The sequence below is a fragment of the Helicobacter mastomyrinus genome (assembly GCF_039555295.1).
GTDB lineage: Bacteria > Campylobacterota > Campylobacteria > Campylobacterales > Helicobacteraceae > Helicobacter_C > Helicobacter_C mastomyrinus.
Genome location: NZ_CP145316.1, coordinates 1,649,318 through 1,663,593 on the forward strand (window position 1 = coordinate 1,649,318; position 14,276 = coordinate 1,663,593).

16 protein-coding genes and 1 tRNA gene are annotated in these 14,276 nt (G+C 38.5%); 7 read left to right on the top strand and 10 right to left on the bottom strand.

The features are described from left to right. Positions 1 to 2 precede the first annotated feature (2 nt). The 5 genes from fliN to V3I05_RS08365 form a co-directional block, all read right to left on the bottom strand. Entirely contained in the window at positions 3 to 359 is a 357-nt protein-coding gene (fliN, locus tag V3I05_RS08345; protein ID WP_295698433.1) for a flagellar motor switch protein FliN, read from the bottom strand. A gap of 20 nt (positions 360 to 379) precedes the next feature. Further along, positions 380 to 784 (bottom strand): chemotaxis protein CheX, encoded by a 405-nt coding sequence (locus tag V3I05_RS08350; RefSeq protein ID WP_295698430.1) that lies wholly within the window; start codon positions 782 to 784, stop codon positions 380 to 382. A 57-nt stretch (positions 785 to 841) separates the two neighbouring features. After that, complete coding sequence (nth, locus tag V3I05_RS08355) at positions 842 to 1,513, bottom strand: endonuclease III (protein ID WP_295698427.1); 672 nt, start codon at positions 1,511 to 1,513, stop codon at positions 842 to 844. 16 nt (positions 1,514 to 1,529) lie between these two features. Continuing rightward, on the bottom strand, positions 1,530 to 1,760 hold the full coding sequence (locus V3I05_RS08360) for a FeoA family protein (protein WP_295698425.1): 231 nt from the start codon (positions 1,758 to 1,760) through the stop codon (positions 1,530 to 1,532). Between the two features lie 429 nt (positions 1,761 to 2,189). After that, on the bottom strand, positions 2,190 to 5,249 hold the full coding sequence (locus V3I05_RS08365) for an AsmA-like C-terminal domain-containing protein (RefSeq protein WP_343353309.1): 3,060 nt from the start codon (positions 5,247 to 5,249) through the stop codon (positions 2,190 to 2,192). Between V3I05_RS08365 and mltG the strand changes: the two genes are divergently transcribed. The 7 genes from mltG to V3I05_RS08400 all read left to right on the top strand — a co-directional run bounded on the left by mltG (position 5,197) and on the right by V3I05_RS08400 (position 11,429). Beyond that, entirely contained in the window at positions 5,197 to 6,126 is a 930-nt protein-coding gene (mltG, locus tag V3I05_RS08370) for an endolytic transglycosylase MltG (protein ID WP_300449431.1), read from the top strand. The genes V3I05_RS08365 and mltG overlap by 53 nt on opposite strands. A 120-nt stretch (positions 6,127 to 6,246) precedes the next feature. Next, positions 6,247 to 7,203 (top strand): malate dehydrogenase, encoded by a 957-nt coding sequence (locus V3I05_RS08375; protein ID WP_300449428.1) that lies wholly within the window; start codon positions 6,247 to 6,249, stop codon positions 7,201 to 7,203. Positions 7,204 to 7,241: 38 nt separating this feature from the next. Next, positions 7,242 to 7,553 (top strand): 4Fe-4S binding protein, encoded by a 312-nt coding sequence (locus tag V3I05_RS08380; RefSeq protein ID WP_295698414.1) that lies wholly within the window; start codon positions 7,242 to 7,244, stop codon positions 7,551 to 7,553. Positions 7,554 to 7,567: 14 nt separating this feature from the next. Next, a complete protein-coding gene (locus V3I05_RS08385) occupies positions 7,568 to 8,692 on the top strand; it encodes a 2-oxoglutarate synthase subunit alpha (RefSeq protein ID WP_295698413.1) in 1,125 nt (374 codons plus the stop codon). 1 nt (position 8,693) lies between these two features. After that, positions 8,694 to 9,533, top strand: coding sequence for a 2-oxoglutarate ferredoxin oxidoreductase subunit beta (locus V3I05_RS08390; protein ID WP_300446267.1), 840 nt, complete (start codon positions 8,694 to 8,696; stop codon positions 9,531 to 9,533). Then, positions 9,530 to 10,084: a 2-oxoacid:acceptor oxidoreductase family protein gene (locus tag V3I05_RS08395; protein ID WP_295698408.1), complete on the top strand. Its 555-nt coding sequence runs from the start codon at positions 9,530 to 9,532 to the stop codon at positions 10,082 to 10,084. Before V3I05_RS08390 ends, V3I05_RS08395 begins: the two co-directional genes overlap by 4 nt. A 181-nt stretch (positions 10,085 to 10,265) precedes the next feature. Next, the gene (locus tag V3I05_RS08400) at positions 10,266 to 11,429 is read left to right on the top strand and encodes a metallophosphoesterase (RefSeq protein WP_295698405.1); all 1,164 of its coding nucleotides are present in this window, start codon (positions 10,266 to 10,268) and stop codon (positions 11,427 to 11,429) included. Positions 11,430 to 11,601: 172 nt separating this feature from the next. Here the strand turns inward: V3I05_RS08400 and V3I05_RS08405 are convergent, their stop codons facing one another. From V3I05_RS08405 to V3I05_RS08425, 5 genes are all read right to left on the bottom strand, one after another. Then, entirely contained in the window at positions 11,602 to 12,393 is a 792-nt protein-coding gene (locus V3I05_RS08405) for a UDP-N-acetylmuramate dehydrogenase (RefSeq protein WP_300449420.1), read from the bottom strand. Positions 12,394 to 12,396: 3 nt separating this feature from the next. Then, positions 12,397 to 12,663, bottom strand: a complete 267-nt coding sequence (gene fliQ, locus V3I05_RS08410; RefSeq protein ID WP_295698401.1) for a flagellar biosynthesis protein FliQ — start codon at positions 12,661 to 12,663, stop codon at positions 12,397 to 12,399. 28 nt (positions 12,664 to 12,691) lie between these two features. Continuing rightward, a tRNA-Sec gene (locus V3I05_RS08415) sits at positions 12,692 to 12,790 on the bottom strand. A 38-nt stretch (positions 12,791 to 12,828) separates the two neighbouring features. Continuing rightward, complete coding sequence (locus V3I05_RS08420; protein ID WP_295698400.1) at positions 12,829 to 13,398, bottom strand: FKBP-type peptidyl-prolyl cis-trans isomerase; 570 nt, start codon at positions 13,396 to 13,398, stop codon at positions 12,829 to 12,831. Continuing rightward, positions 13,395 to 14,264: a hypothetical protein gene (locus V3I05_RS08425; protein WP_343353313.1), complete on the bottom strand. Its 870-nt coding sequence runs from the start codon at positions 14,262 to 14,264 to the stop codon at positions 13,395 to 13,397. The genes V3I05_RS08420 and V3I05_RS08425 overlap by 4 nt, the downstream gene beginning before the upstream one ends. Between the last annotated feature and the right edge of the window lie 12 nt (positions 14,265 to 14,276).

Consider the following 14,276-nt stretch of genomic DNA (forward strand, 5'->3'; position numbering starts at 1 on the left):
ATCTACACTTGAAACTCACGTGTGAGATAATATACAATGGCATTTGAATCTAAAATCTCATTAATACGAATGGCAAGATTGCGCTCATATACCATCACTTCGCCTTTACCCACCATACGACCATTTACAAAAATCTCTATGCTTTCACCTGCAGGTTTCCCAAGATCGATAATAGAGCCTTTCTCAAAACGTAAAATCTCTCCTAAAGAAATTTTTGCATTGCCAAGTTCAGCATTGAATAACACCCCCATATCTAAAAGCCCACTATAATTTTTCATCATATCTTCAAGATATGTAGCGAGCTCTATTTCCTTAGCTGTATGGATACGTTGTTTATCTAAAATGCTTTCTCCCGCCATTGCAACTCCTTATCTTCTGTTTAATATGTTCGCCGCATATAAATACTGCATCGTCCTGCTCCTAATCGAAAATGCAGCCCCTTATCATAATTTTTAATTAGACGATGTCCTAAATAATCAGGCGTAGAGATATTAAAATTCTTTCCCACCTCTTGTGTCATCACTTTTGCTCTCCCTACAACAAGATTGGCTAGTTCCTTTGCCATATCTTCAAGTGTTTGCTCATCAGGATTCTCATCACTCAAAAACGCAGCACAAAAAAGTCGTAAAAAGGCTTTGTTGAAAATCAAAAATACATCATTATGTGTCCCAAGCATACTAATTTTGCTTAAATATCCCTTTTTAAGCGGCATAATAGAATCGCGAGGTGTCTTACTAATGCTATTTTGCACAACATCAAAAAAACTATTATGAATAATATCCATTGCTTACCACCTTTAATGTCGTAAAATGAAATGTTATGTATTATATAATATTTTGTCTCAAGCGGGCTTGAAGTTTGATTTGTTTTGACAAAATGCACTCACAAAACATTCTTCACACATCGGTTTTAATGCTTTGCACGTATATCGCCCAAACAGCACAAATGCTTGATGAAGCGTAGCAAGGTGTGTTTGAAACAAAAGTGTGAGTTCTTCTTCTGTTTGCTTTGCACTTTTTGCCCCGCTTAAGCCCAAGCGATGAGACACACGGAATACGTGCGTATCTACCGCCATATAATTTTGTTCTAAAAATTCTATTAGCACGACATTGGCTGTCTTTTGCCCCACACCTGCAAGACTCTTTAGCTCTGTTTGTGTCGTAGGAATCGCCCCATTAAATTCATTCATCACCTGATTTGCCATTGCCTTAAGATGTTTTGCTTTATTGTTAAAAAACGAAACAGATTTAATCAGTGCTTTTATCTCTTCTATATCCGCCTTTGCTAAGCTCTCTACATTAGGAAATGCTGCAAAAAGTGCAGGGGTAACGAGATTCACACGTTTATCGGTGCATTGAGCTGAAAGCATTACGCAAACAAGTAATTCATATAAATTATGATACACAAGCTCTGTTTTTGCATTAGCATAATGCTCTAAAAAGAGTGCTTTGATAGTCTGCACATCTTTTTTCTTGCATTTTTTAAATGTTGCTTTTGTTTTAGAATCTGCCATTACATAACCCCTAGCATTACTTAAGTGGCTCAACAATAATCATTTTTGCCTCATTGTCTCGCAAAGCCACCCGTGTGCCTTCAATCAGCACTGCCACTGCTAAACGCCCAATAGAATGGCTTAGCACCTGACATACTTTATCTTTTGTAATCCCAAAAGAGATAAATCTATCTCTTAAGGCTTCATCTTGTGTTTTGCAATCAAGAATCCTGCATTTACTTCCCAATGCACAATCATAGAGTGTCATAGTATATCCTTTACATATTTTTATCGTATTTTACACTATTGTGGTTATCGCTACTACATAATTTTACTGGTATGCGAGGTTGGCTTGTTGGATATCTCTCTCGTCCCCACCCCCACATTATTTTATAGAAAAAAGAAAATAGGATAGATTAGAGATTCTATGCCTTAGAAAATGAGTTTGCAAGTGTCGAGCGGGAGGGTATCCAACGAATACTTTGTGCGCATGATGAAATCCTACAAAGTAAAACTAAGGCAAAGCCTTAGTTTACAGGAAGTTTTACTTTGTCCTTGCGGCTTTGCCATTTATTAGGGGTAATTGCGGGTAATCTTACGACCCCTTTTTACAAGTGTGGATTAGCACCCCGTGCGAATGCGGTGCGATTCGCACAATAGCAAAGGCATAATGGATTCTATCCAAAAACAGCTTGTCCTATTCTTTCTCATCTAATGCTTCTTCCTCTTCTTGTGGTAGATTGGGTTCATTCAATAAGGAATCTAACTCTTTTTCCTCTAAAGCTGGCTGTTGTGTATCTATTTTTTGAGAATCTTGTTCAGGTTCCATAGGTGTATCGGGTATATTTATACTTCGTTCTTTTTCCGGTATGGGTAGGGATTCTACGCCTGATTCGAGCGCATTTGAAAGATTACCTAAAAAATTATCCACAGGCTTTAAGATTCTCCCTACCATTTCAAATGGGCTAAATAAAATATCCTCTGCCACACTCACTTCGCTCTTAGGGTTATCTAATGTGCCCTTCATTACAATCCCTGTGGCAAATTTCCCATCATCTCCCAAAATCACATAATCAAAAAGTGGAATCTTATCAATAATATCTGCTAGTCTTTTGAGTGTAGAAGCCTTAAGTACTACATCTAATTCTTTTGTATTAAGCTTTACTAATCCACCGCCCTCTACGTCAATAGAGCTACCTACTAAATCGATATTCTCAAGCACCAAAAATTCATTATTAATCATAAAATCTATTGTGCCTTTTTTGATTTCATAGCCATTAGCACCAAGTCCGGGCTTTCTAAAAGTAAGCAATGCTGGAATAGTATCAATGAGCGCTAAGATATTTTGCACAATAGATAAATCGTTATATGTTGTATTCTGCACACTAATTTGCCCTTTTAATGCCCCATCATTATAAACACCCTTAAAGTTAAAAAGCCCTCCGCTAAAAATATCTCTCTGCCATACTTGATTAAGAAATTTATCGCTAAAGTTACTTAGTCGTAAATTAGCCTGAGAATATGCCATATCGACATTTGCCACACCATTACCATAGGTAATATCCGCACGTATCAGACCATCGCGTATAGCTATAGATGCGAAGTCTGATGGAATCATATAATCTTGTAAATAAAAGTCCATATTAGCTGCTTCGACATAGGTAATATGAGGGGAGATATTATTTTTCTGCTCATAAGATTGCTTAGCCCTTAAAAATGCTTCTTGCTCCTGTCTTTGCTCTGGCGTGAGCGATTCTTTTACTTCATTTTCTTGATTGATTTGAGCAAGGAGAGGGACAGAGCTTGAAAACACCTCATCGATACGTAAGTTATAGCCATCTAATATGAGTTTGACAATATTGCCCTCTTTAATAAAACGAAATTTTTTATCCTGTGAGCCAATAAATATGCCCTTTGGGTTAATCACGCCTTCAAGTACATAATGTCTTAGTTTTTTTCCTGTTTTATCATAAAGGGGATATTTTAGATCCTCTACCTCTCCATTTATGGCAAATGTTTCAAAATCTTTGGTTTGTATTTTTATATAGCCCTTAGGGATTTCAAAAAAGCGTAACATAGGCGAATAACGATATATCTTAGCTATATCGCTTAATTCAAATATACTGCTATCGCCTATATTTATATTGAGTCCAAAATCAGGCAGAGTGATATTTTTATGTTCCCCACCAAGATTGCCTGTAAATGTAATTTTTTTAAGTTCATTGGCATCAATGTGTAAAATATCCTCACTCATACCTTTTTTAGAATCTTCATAAATAGCTTGAATAATCCGCTGTGTCAGTTCATCGCTTCCTTCGGGAATTTTAAGCGTCTCTATATTGTGGGTAAATGCAGTAGAATTAAGCGCAAACTTATCGATTAAAAAATTTCCATTTAATGTAGAATCTTGCAGATTCCATAACACATTCAATGTCCCCTGTATGCTTTTAGCATAATCAACTTTGGTATTGAGAATCTGTATATATCCTTGAGTGGCTTTATGTGCCAAGACAAGCTGTAAATTATGGAGTATAAGCCTTTGATTCCCTAGAACTAAAGTTGTATGTGGAGCACCAATATTGCCATTGAGCCATACATTTGTGCCTTTTTTGTTATTTTGCACATCGATATCAAGTTTAACATTTAGGGTAGAATCTACACTTCTTATAGGAAGCTTCACATCATATACTTCTAAAAGTTTGGCTAGCTCATCGCTAAGGGCTGCATTTTGTGAAGCAATAGAGATTTTAACCCCAAGCGGTTGTGTAAAGATATTGCTGATTGTAACGCTAGAATCCTCTAGGTTAGTATTTGCAAAAAATGGTTCTTTGGGTAAAAAATGCAAGTTCTCATCACGCATATATACGATTATACGTGTAGCTGTAATAGGCTGAAGATGAGGAGCAAGATATATTTTAGGAGATTCTATAGCTAAATCAAGCTCGAGTGTTTTTTGAAGTTTGGTAAAAAAATATTTATCAAATGTGCTTTGAAACCGCAAAGCGTGAAGTTTTAACACATCATAATGCACATTTTTAAAAAGCCAATCATTGAGTGTCTTATTTTTGAGCTTTGTGATAAAGGGCTTAATGCTTTCAAGATTATAAAGATGTGATGATGAAGCCTCCAAATCAATCTTATAAAAATCTGTAATGGCACGTATATAGAGAGTAGGCTGCTCTACATCATTAGTGGGTTCTTTAGGCGAAATAGCTATATCCATCTCAAGAGTTTTTTTTACACCTTGATAAGAAAGGTTGCCTTGTATTTGTATGCCAAATCGAATAATTTCAAGCTGTGTAATATGCAATTGTGTTGCTTTACTATCGTTTTCAACTGCAAATTTTGCTAGAACCTTTGGCGTGTTAATGCTATATTCCACCCCGTCATAATGCACACTGCGTTTATGATTATCATTTAAAACAATATTTTCTATATCAATTTGTTCAAAGTATGAAAGCACAAATAAAAATCGCTTAATCCAAGTAAGCACCTCATCAGCATTTATATCATCTTCTTCATCTTCCTCTTCTAATGCCTGAGAGGCTTGCAATGCTGAGAGATTGATTTCATTAATACTCAAAATCAGCTTGTTATTTAATCTAAGATACAATCCATCAATCTGAATCTTTCCAAGCGTGAGTGAAGGGCTATAGACACCATTGGAGAGAATCTTATATCCCATTACAGAGAGTGTAAGTACAATGCCCAAAAAAACAAAAATACTTGCAATATTTTTAGATTTTATTTTTATCATTGCTATAACCGTTTTATTTTATTTGCTTCAACCCGTGCAAACTGAACGAATACTAAATCTGCCTAAAGGCTCACTGAATAAGATTATAGCATACTTAAATGACAATGGAGGGCATTTCAATAAGCTCGATACGCTTTTTATCCATTTTTTAGGACAGCCTCAAAGTGGATTCATTGATATGAAAAATGAGATATTGCCTAAGGGTGCTTTTTTTAAGGCTCTTGTTAGCTCAAAGGCTGCGACAAAGGAAGTTACTTTGATTCCGGGTGAGACGATGTATTTTTTTATCCGCGTTTTAGCACAGACTTTTAATCTCTCCATTGGTGAGCTACAAACAGCCTACGACAAGTATTTTCCATATCCTGATGGCGTGATTTTCCCCGATACCTATCAGCTGCCTATTGGTATGAATGAAGATGAGATGATGCTCACTCTTTATGAAACTTCTATAAAAAAACACGAGCAGAATGCCATTAAACTCCTTGGAGCATATAATCAAAAAGAATGGTTTCAAAAAGTGGCAATTGCTTCTGTGGTACAAAAAGAAGCAGCAAATAATGAAGAAATGCCCCTTGTAGCTGCCGTAGTCTTTAATCGTTTGAAAAAAAATATGCCCTTACAGATGGATGGCTCTCTTAATTACGGGCAGTATTCACATAGTAAAGTAACACCCGAGCGAATCCGCAATGATACAAGCCCTTATAATACTTATAAATACAAAGGTGTGCCACCCTATCCTGCAGGAAGTGTCAGCTTACAGGCTATTGAGGCAGTTTTTAACCCCGCGCAAGTAGATTATCTCTATTTTGTGCGAGATAGAAACACAGGCACACATAAATTTAGTAAAACTTATGAAGAACATCGAAGCCATTTTTAATTTTTAATTTGCTTTTAAGTTAAATTGTTTCATAGTTAGCAAGTTAAAATTTTTGTTTAACTTTTATGTTTCTATAATAAAACAAAACAAATTTTTGTCTTTTAGGGAAAGAAGGAATAGATGTTCAATAAGGTTGGTATTGTAGGTGGTTCTGGCAATGTCGGCTCTCATATCGCGTTTTTAGGTGCAATGCGACAAGTTGCAAAAACATTCCTTCTTTTTAGTATTGATTCTCTTCATTGTAAGGGCGTTGGACTTGATATATCTCAAGCTGCAGCGATGTTTGATATTCCTGTGTGTGTTAAGGGTTGCGAATCTTATGAAGAGCTTGCAGATTGTGAAGTTGTTATTATCAGTGCAGGATTCCCACGCACACTAGATATGAGTCGTGATGATTTGTTGCTTAAAAATGCTCACATTATGCAAGAGATTGCCCAAAATATCGCTAGAGTAGCACCATCTGCAATGCTTATTGTTGTATCCAATCCACTTGATGTAATGTGTCTTGTGGCAAAGCAATGGAGCGGATTTGATAAAAGCCGTGTTTTTGGTATGGCAGGATTACTTGATGGGGCTAGACTTGCTTATGAGAGCAAAGCGATTCTTGATGACTTCAATAAACATATTGAATCTTTTGTGATAGGCGCACATAATGATGAGATGTTGCCGCTGTTGCGACACTCTATGTGTGATGGCAAAAGTCTTGATGAAATACTCACTCCAGCTATGCGCGAATCTGTATTAAAGGAAACAAAACAGGGTGGTGCGAAAATTGTCAGTTGCTACCAAAAAGGAAGTGCCTATTTTGCTCCTGCTAGTGGGGTGGTGAAAATACTTGAGCATCTTGCTACATCTAATGATGATACACTCGTATGTAGCGTATATACAGAGGGAGAATATGGTATAAAAGATATTTATATCGGGCTTCCGATCAAACTTGGCAAAAAAGGAGTAAAGCATATTGTAGAATTATCACTTAATAAGCAAGAGCAGGAAATGTTAAGTATTTCCGCACAGGGTGTTAAAAAACAAGTTGAGATTCTTAAAAATAACGGATTGTTAAAAGAGGGAATCTAAGATACGCGTTAATCTTAAACAAAAGAAAGGAAGGGAAAATGGGAATTAAAAAAGCACCGCAAAATGTGCCGGTATGGATTGATGAGACACGTTGTAAGGCGTGTGATGTATGTGTATCGCTTTGCCCAAGCGGAGTGTTAGGTATGAGAAAGGACGAACACAAAATTTTAGGCAAGATAATCTCCGTAGCATATCCAGAAAGTTGTATTGGCTGTAGGGAATGTGAGCTACATTGCCCAGATTTTGCTATTTTTGTCGCTGACAAGACAGAATTTACATTTGCTAAAGTCAGCAAAGAAGCGCAAGAGAGAGCGGCAAAAATCAAAGAAAATAAATTTATGGCAATATAATATAAGGAGAGAATATGCGTGAGTTAATTACAGGAGGAAATGAGCTTGTCGCACTCGCTGCGATAGAATCTGGTTGTCGGTTTTTTGGCGGGTATCCTATTACGCCATCAAGTGAAATCGCTCACGAAATGAGCGTGGAGTTGCCAAAAATCGGGGGGAAATTCATTCAAATGGAAGATGAAATCAGCGGTATTGCTGTGGCTTTAGGCGCTTCAATGACTGGTGTAAAGGCTATGACAGCCACATCTGGACCGGGCATTTCACTCAAATCTGAGCAAATTGGTTATGGCTTTATGGCGGAGATTCCGCTTGTTGTTGTTGATGTAATGCGTGGAGGACCCTCTACGGGATTACCCACACGTGTATCACAAGGTGATATAAATCAGGCTAAATCGCCAAGCCACGGAGATTTCTGCTCTGTTGCTATTGCTGTTGGGAATCTCCAAGAAGCCTATACGCAAACTATCCGCGCTTTTAATTTAGCCGAAAAATATATGACCCCTATATTTTTGCTCCTTGATGAGACTATCGGGCATATGCATGGTAAAACGCTTATTCCGGATTTTAAGGACATTGAGCCAACTATCTATAATCGCAGAGTATTCACAGGCGACCCTAAGGATTATCAGCCCTATGCAGTACCCCAAGATGAAGCTGCTATTCTTAATCCATTTTTTAAAGGCTACAAATACCATATTACAGGGCTTCATCACGGCGGAAGTGGATTCCCCACTGAAGATGAAAAACTCTCTCAAAACCTCATCGATCGACTCTTTAACAAAATAGAATCTCATATAGATGATATTGTTGAATATGAGGAATTTCAGCTTGATGATGCAGAAATTGTGATTATCGCTTATGGTTCTGTTTCTCTCTCTGTCAAAGAGGCTATTGCCAACTTGCGTAAAAATGGCATTAAAGTAGGGCTATTCCGCCCCATTACGCTTTGGCCTAGCCCTGCTAAGCAGCTTAAAGCACTGGGTGAGAAGTTCAAAAAGATTCTTGTTATTGAGTTAAACAAAGGGCAGTATAAGCAAGAGATTGAGCGTATTATGCAAAGAGATGTTACTTTCTTGGGCAAGGCAAATGGGCGCAGTATCTCACCCACAGAGATTATCACAAAAATCAAGGAGATGTAAGATGGCTTTTAATTACGAAGAATATTTGCGAATGGATAAAATGCCTACACTTTGGTGTTGGGGCTGTGGAGATGGCGTGATTCTTAAAAGTGTTATACGTGCCATTGACGCGCTTGGGTGGAATATGAATGATGTATGTATCGTAAGCGGTATTGGCTGCTCTGGGCGGTTTAGTTCGTATGTGAATTGTAATACCGTGCATACTACACACGGGAGGACAATGGCGTATGCCACAGGCATTAAACTTGCTAATCCTGATAAAAAGGTGATTGTCATCTCTGGTGATGGGGATTCTATGGCAATTGGGGGTAATCACACCATTCACGCTTGCAGACGCAATATCGATTTGAATCTTGTGATGATTAACAACTTTATTTATGGGCTTACTAATTCTCAAACTTCCCCTACTACACCAAAGGATTTTTGGACAGTTACGGCTCAATATGGCAATATTGACCCTAACTTTGACCCTTGCGAGGTGGCAAGCGCAGCAGGAGCGAGTTTTGTCGCAAGAGAGAGTGTGCTTAATCCTAAGAAGCTTGAAAAGGTGCTTATGGAGGGATTCACACATAAGGGCTTTAGCTTCTTTGATATTCATAGCAACTGCCACATTAACCTAGGGCGAAAAAATAAAATGGGAGAAGCGACTTCAATGCTCAAATGGATAGAATCTCGCATTGTTTCTAAAAATAAATTTGACACACTCCCGCCCGAAGAGCGCGTGGGTAAATTTCCCACAGGTGTGCTAAAACACGAAACAGACAGAATAGAATACACACAAGCCTATGATGGCGTGATTGCAAAAGCTCAAGCTAAAGCCAAAGGAGGAAGCACAAAATGATGCATCAATTACGATTTACAGGAGTAGGAGGGCAAGGTGTTCTCCTAGCGGGTGAGATTCTCGCTGAAGCCCAGATTAAAGACAAGGGCTATGGTGTTAAAGCAGCTACTTACACAAGCCAAGTGCGTGGAGGACCCACAAAGGTGGATATTTTGCTAAGTGATGAGGAGATTCTCTATCCTTATGCCAATGAAGGGGAAATTGAATTTATGCTTTCCACCGCTCAAGTGAGCTATGATTCCTTTAAGAGTGGCGTGAAAGAGGGTGGCGTGATTGTTGTAGAACCAAATCTCGTGCGCCCTAGTGAAGAGGACAAAAAGAAGTTTAAGATTTATGAAATCCCCATTATCACCATTGCCAAAGAAGAAGTAGGTAATGTCGTAACCCAATCTGTCGTAGCCCTTGCTATTACTACGGCTTTCACTCAATGCGTAGATAGGGATTTAGTCTTTGAGACGATGATAGAAAAAGTCCCTGCTAAAGTGCAGGAGGCAAACAAAAAGGCTTTTGAACTAGGTGAAAAATACGCCAAAGAAGCTCTAAACGCTTAAGGTTATTATTGCCCCATATACTCATTGCCCTTTATAGGGTATCCTTTATTAAAGGAATCTACGGGGATTTGCTATGCTTGTAAGTGGATTTAAAGATTAACCAAAACTTAAAGGGATTATTTATATTATCATAGCATTGCTTTGTGTGGCTGTGCTTAAACTTTCTGTGTGAGGAACATATATGCAGGATATACCTCAATTTGCGCAAATGCAAAATGCCATTTTCCCCTTTGTAGGCTCACTTGTATTCATCGTGCTTCATATCTACATTTATAAAGCATTACTTAAATCGCTTTCTATTAAGCCCTTTGCACGTTTGGTATGGAAAGTCTTTACTTGTTTGAATACCCTTTACTGCATTGCCTATCTCTTTTTACGCGATAGCGCCAATGTGCCACAGGCCATTTACTTCCTGCTTTCACTTTGTTTAGGCATTACCTTTTTATTTGCGATGGCTGCCTTTTTATATCAATGCTGCTCTCTTATCATTATGACCCTACGCACAAAATCCGCACGTTCTCGCTGGAGGCATAGGGCAAAGGTTGGTATTTTTATTTTAAGCCTCATTATGCTTGTTTTTGGCACTTATAATGGTACAAGAAAGCCTGATATTGTCCATAAAGTCATACAAATTGAAGGGCTTAGCACGAGCTTTAAAATAGCTGTGCTAAGCGATGTGCATATCGGTGGGTTAATGGAGGAGAGTAAAGTTAAGCAAATTGTAGAGATGACAAACGCACTTGAAGCGGATATGATTTTCCTCACAGGCGATATTGTAGATGCACCGCTTAAAAATGTGGAAAAAGCCGTAGATGAGTTAGCCAATCTCAAGGCAAATGACGGGATTTTCTATGTATTGGGGAATCACGAATATTTTCACGATGTAGAAAATATCCTTGCTAAGCTTAAATCCTTAGGATTCCATATACTTATCAATCAAAGCTACACATTTGATAATACGTTCAATATTGCAGGGATAGCTGACTTCATGGGGTGGCGTGGTAATGTGGAATATTTAAAACCCAATATTGAAGCCACATTTGCAGATATTGACCCTAGCCTTCCCACCATACTGCTTTCACATCAACCAAAGGTGATTAGCTATCTTAAAGCCCCTTATGATAATGTGGATTTAGTAGTGAGCGGACATACGCACGGAGGGCAAATCTTCCCCTTCTCTCTTGCTATGCTTTTGCAGCAGCCTTTTATCTCTGGCTTACACACGTTAGAGAATCTCCACCAAACAAAAGTGTATGTCTCGCAAGGCACAGGATTCTGGGGACCCCCTATGCGTATAGGCAGTGAGCGTGAGATTACATTACTTGAATTGCAACCCCCTCATTAAAATTCTATTCTACTATGCCTTTGCTACTGTGAGATTAAATCCCTTTTGCGGGTGTGGATAAACGCTTACGGGTGTATGGGATTGAATGGCGTGAAGCGTGGATTCATTCCACGCGAACAAGACTACGCAGCGATTTACATCGAAACAGCGTAGAAATAATAAATCCCTCACCTCATTGCAAAATCTGCACTTCACATTCAAGCATAATGCCGCTTGATTCAAATACGCGCCTCTTAGCAAGGGCGATAAGGGCTAGGGCGTCATCAAAAGTCGCCTTGCCTTTGTTGATAAGGAAATTTGCGTGCTTATCGCTAAAGGCAGCATTGCCAATAGCATACCCCTTTAAGCCTACAGATTCTAAAAGTCTGCCAGCATAATCACCTTTAGGATTCTTAAAGCAGCTGCCACAGCTTGGCTCTTTAGGGTGGTGTTTGCGCAGGGCATTGCATTGCGCTAGAAGTGTGTGATTAAACCCTTCAATCTTATGGAATCTTGCAGCGAGGATAACGCCCTCTATGCCGCTATTACGATACATCATAGGAAAATGCGAGGTTTTATGCCACGTGCCATTGACATTAATCTCCATAAGATTTTGGGCGATTTCATAGGCTTTCATTCCTGCATTCATTTTGATAAGCCCTCCTAAACTACCCGGTAAGGCTTGGAGAAACTCTACTCCCATGAGATTATGAGATTTAAAATAGCGGAAAATACCATTTGAGCTATATGCACCGCCTACTTCGATATATGTCTCTTCCTCTGTGAGATAGGAGAAATTTTCATCAAGCATAGCAAGATTTGCTGCGTGAGGGGAGATGAGGAGATTGTTTGCTTTACCAATAAGTAGCATATTATGAGAAAATGCATAAAGCGCATCTTGGGGAGTTTGTATGAGATGGACTTCAAGGGGTGAGCCAATCCTTAGGCTTGAGTAGGTAGCAAAATTGATAACTCTAGTGTGCATAAACTAAAAATTAATGCTAGAAATCATTGTAAAAAGCATACGAGTATAATCTGTAATCATATTTACCATCCACGGCATTGCAAATATAATTACAGCGACAACAGCAAGGATTTTTGGCACAAAGGTGAGTGTCATTTCATTAATTTGTGTGGTAGCTTGAAAAATACTCACAAGTAGCCCCACGATGAGCCCTGCTAAAAGCATTGGAAGCGAAAGAATAAGAGTGAGTTTATAAGTTTGAACTGCAAGTGCCATAAGTTGTGCTTCCATATCGAATCCTCATAAATAAATTAGCATTTGGCAGGAAGGCGAGAGAATCGAACTCCCCAAAGACTAGACACCTAGCCTTTCAATGGGTTTGAAGCCCAAGATATTCACCAGAAATATTTGCCCTCCCTATATTAGAATCTAGCTATTGCTAGATTCTAAATGGCATTAATGACCGCAGCCACAGCCTCCGCCATTATGTTCGCCGTGTGCATGTCCACCTCCACCACAGCAGCCTCCTCCCCCGTGGCCACCTCCGCTACCGCAGCCACAGCCTCCGCCAGCTCCGCCTTGCAATATCTCCATTTCTGTGGCTTCACGCACATCAAGAATCTTCACATCAAATTGCAATGTTTTCCCTGCAAGAGGATGATTGTAATCAATAATTACTACTTTATCATTAAAGTCTTTTACGCTTACTTGCACGGTTTGCCCATCTTCGCCTTGTCCAAAAAGCGTCATACCTGCTTTTAGCTCAATGCCTTCAAATTGCTCTTTTGGCACTTCTTGCACAAAATCGCTTTGGTATTCACCATAAGCATCTTTAGGCTCAATAGTAGCCTTGATATTATCACCTATTTTTGCACCCATAAGAGCATTTTCAAGTCCGCTAATTACTTGCCCTGAACCAATAAGAAATTCAAGGGGTGAACCACCTTTATTGGAATCAAGCAGAGTATTATCGGCGTGATTTAACACTTCATATTCGATACTTACCATTTTATTTTGTGTAATCATTTCTTTTCCTTGTTTTGATTTTTAAGTTTTTTAGCTTCTTGTGCCTCTTTACTTGTGGAGTAATGGTTTATCAAAGAATCTAAAAACTTATTATAGTTTTTTGTATCTTTGATAGCGTTGAAAGATTGAGCCGTATGAAGTAAAAGTGTAGGCATATAAGAAGATTTGTCATCAAGCAACACACTTTCCTTGTAGTGTTTGATGGCGGTATTATAGGCTTTATTTGCAAAAGAAATTTCACCTAAATAAAAGTAGCTTTCTGCTTTTTTGTGATTAATTTGGATAAGCCATTCAAAACGTATCCTAGCAGCCTCATGTTCAGCTTTTTTAAATAGAATCTGTGCTTGAGTAAAAATTTCTGCTTTTTTTGTTTTATCTTTAGTGAAGCTAGGTGTTGTAGTGGCAGGTTTAGTAGGAGTGTTTTTCGCTGCAGGAGGCTGATTTTGTGTAGACGTATTGCTTAGTTGCTTTAGTTCTTTAAGAATAGTTTGATTAAGTGCTGTGAGACTCTCATTGACCTCTTTGAGATGAGTTTTGAGTGTTTGAATCTCGCGCGTATTGGTGTCAATTTGTGATTTGAGCTGTCCTAAAAGTTCAATTTGTGCTTTTAAGGATTCAATATCTTTTGTGGTTTGGGTTATTTGAATGACTTGTTGCTGTAGCTTTGCACTTTGGGATTCATAAAGACTAGAAATACCCTCTTGAGTTTGACTAACACTATCAACTTTTTGCTGAAGCCGGGAGAGAAGATTCTGTAAGGTTTTGATATCGTTTTTTGTAGCACCGCTCTGCTTTTCAAAAGCAGAGGGTTCATTTGCACTAAGGGATAATGCAATAAAAGGCAGAATGATATAACGCTTTATCAATCCGTGCCTCCC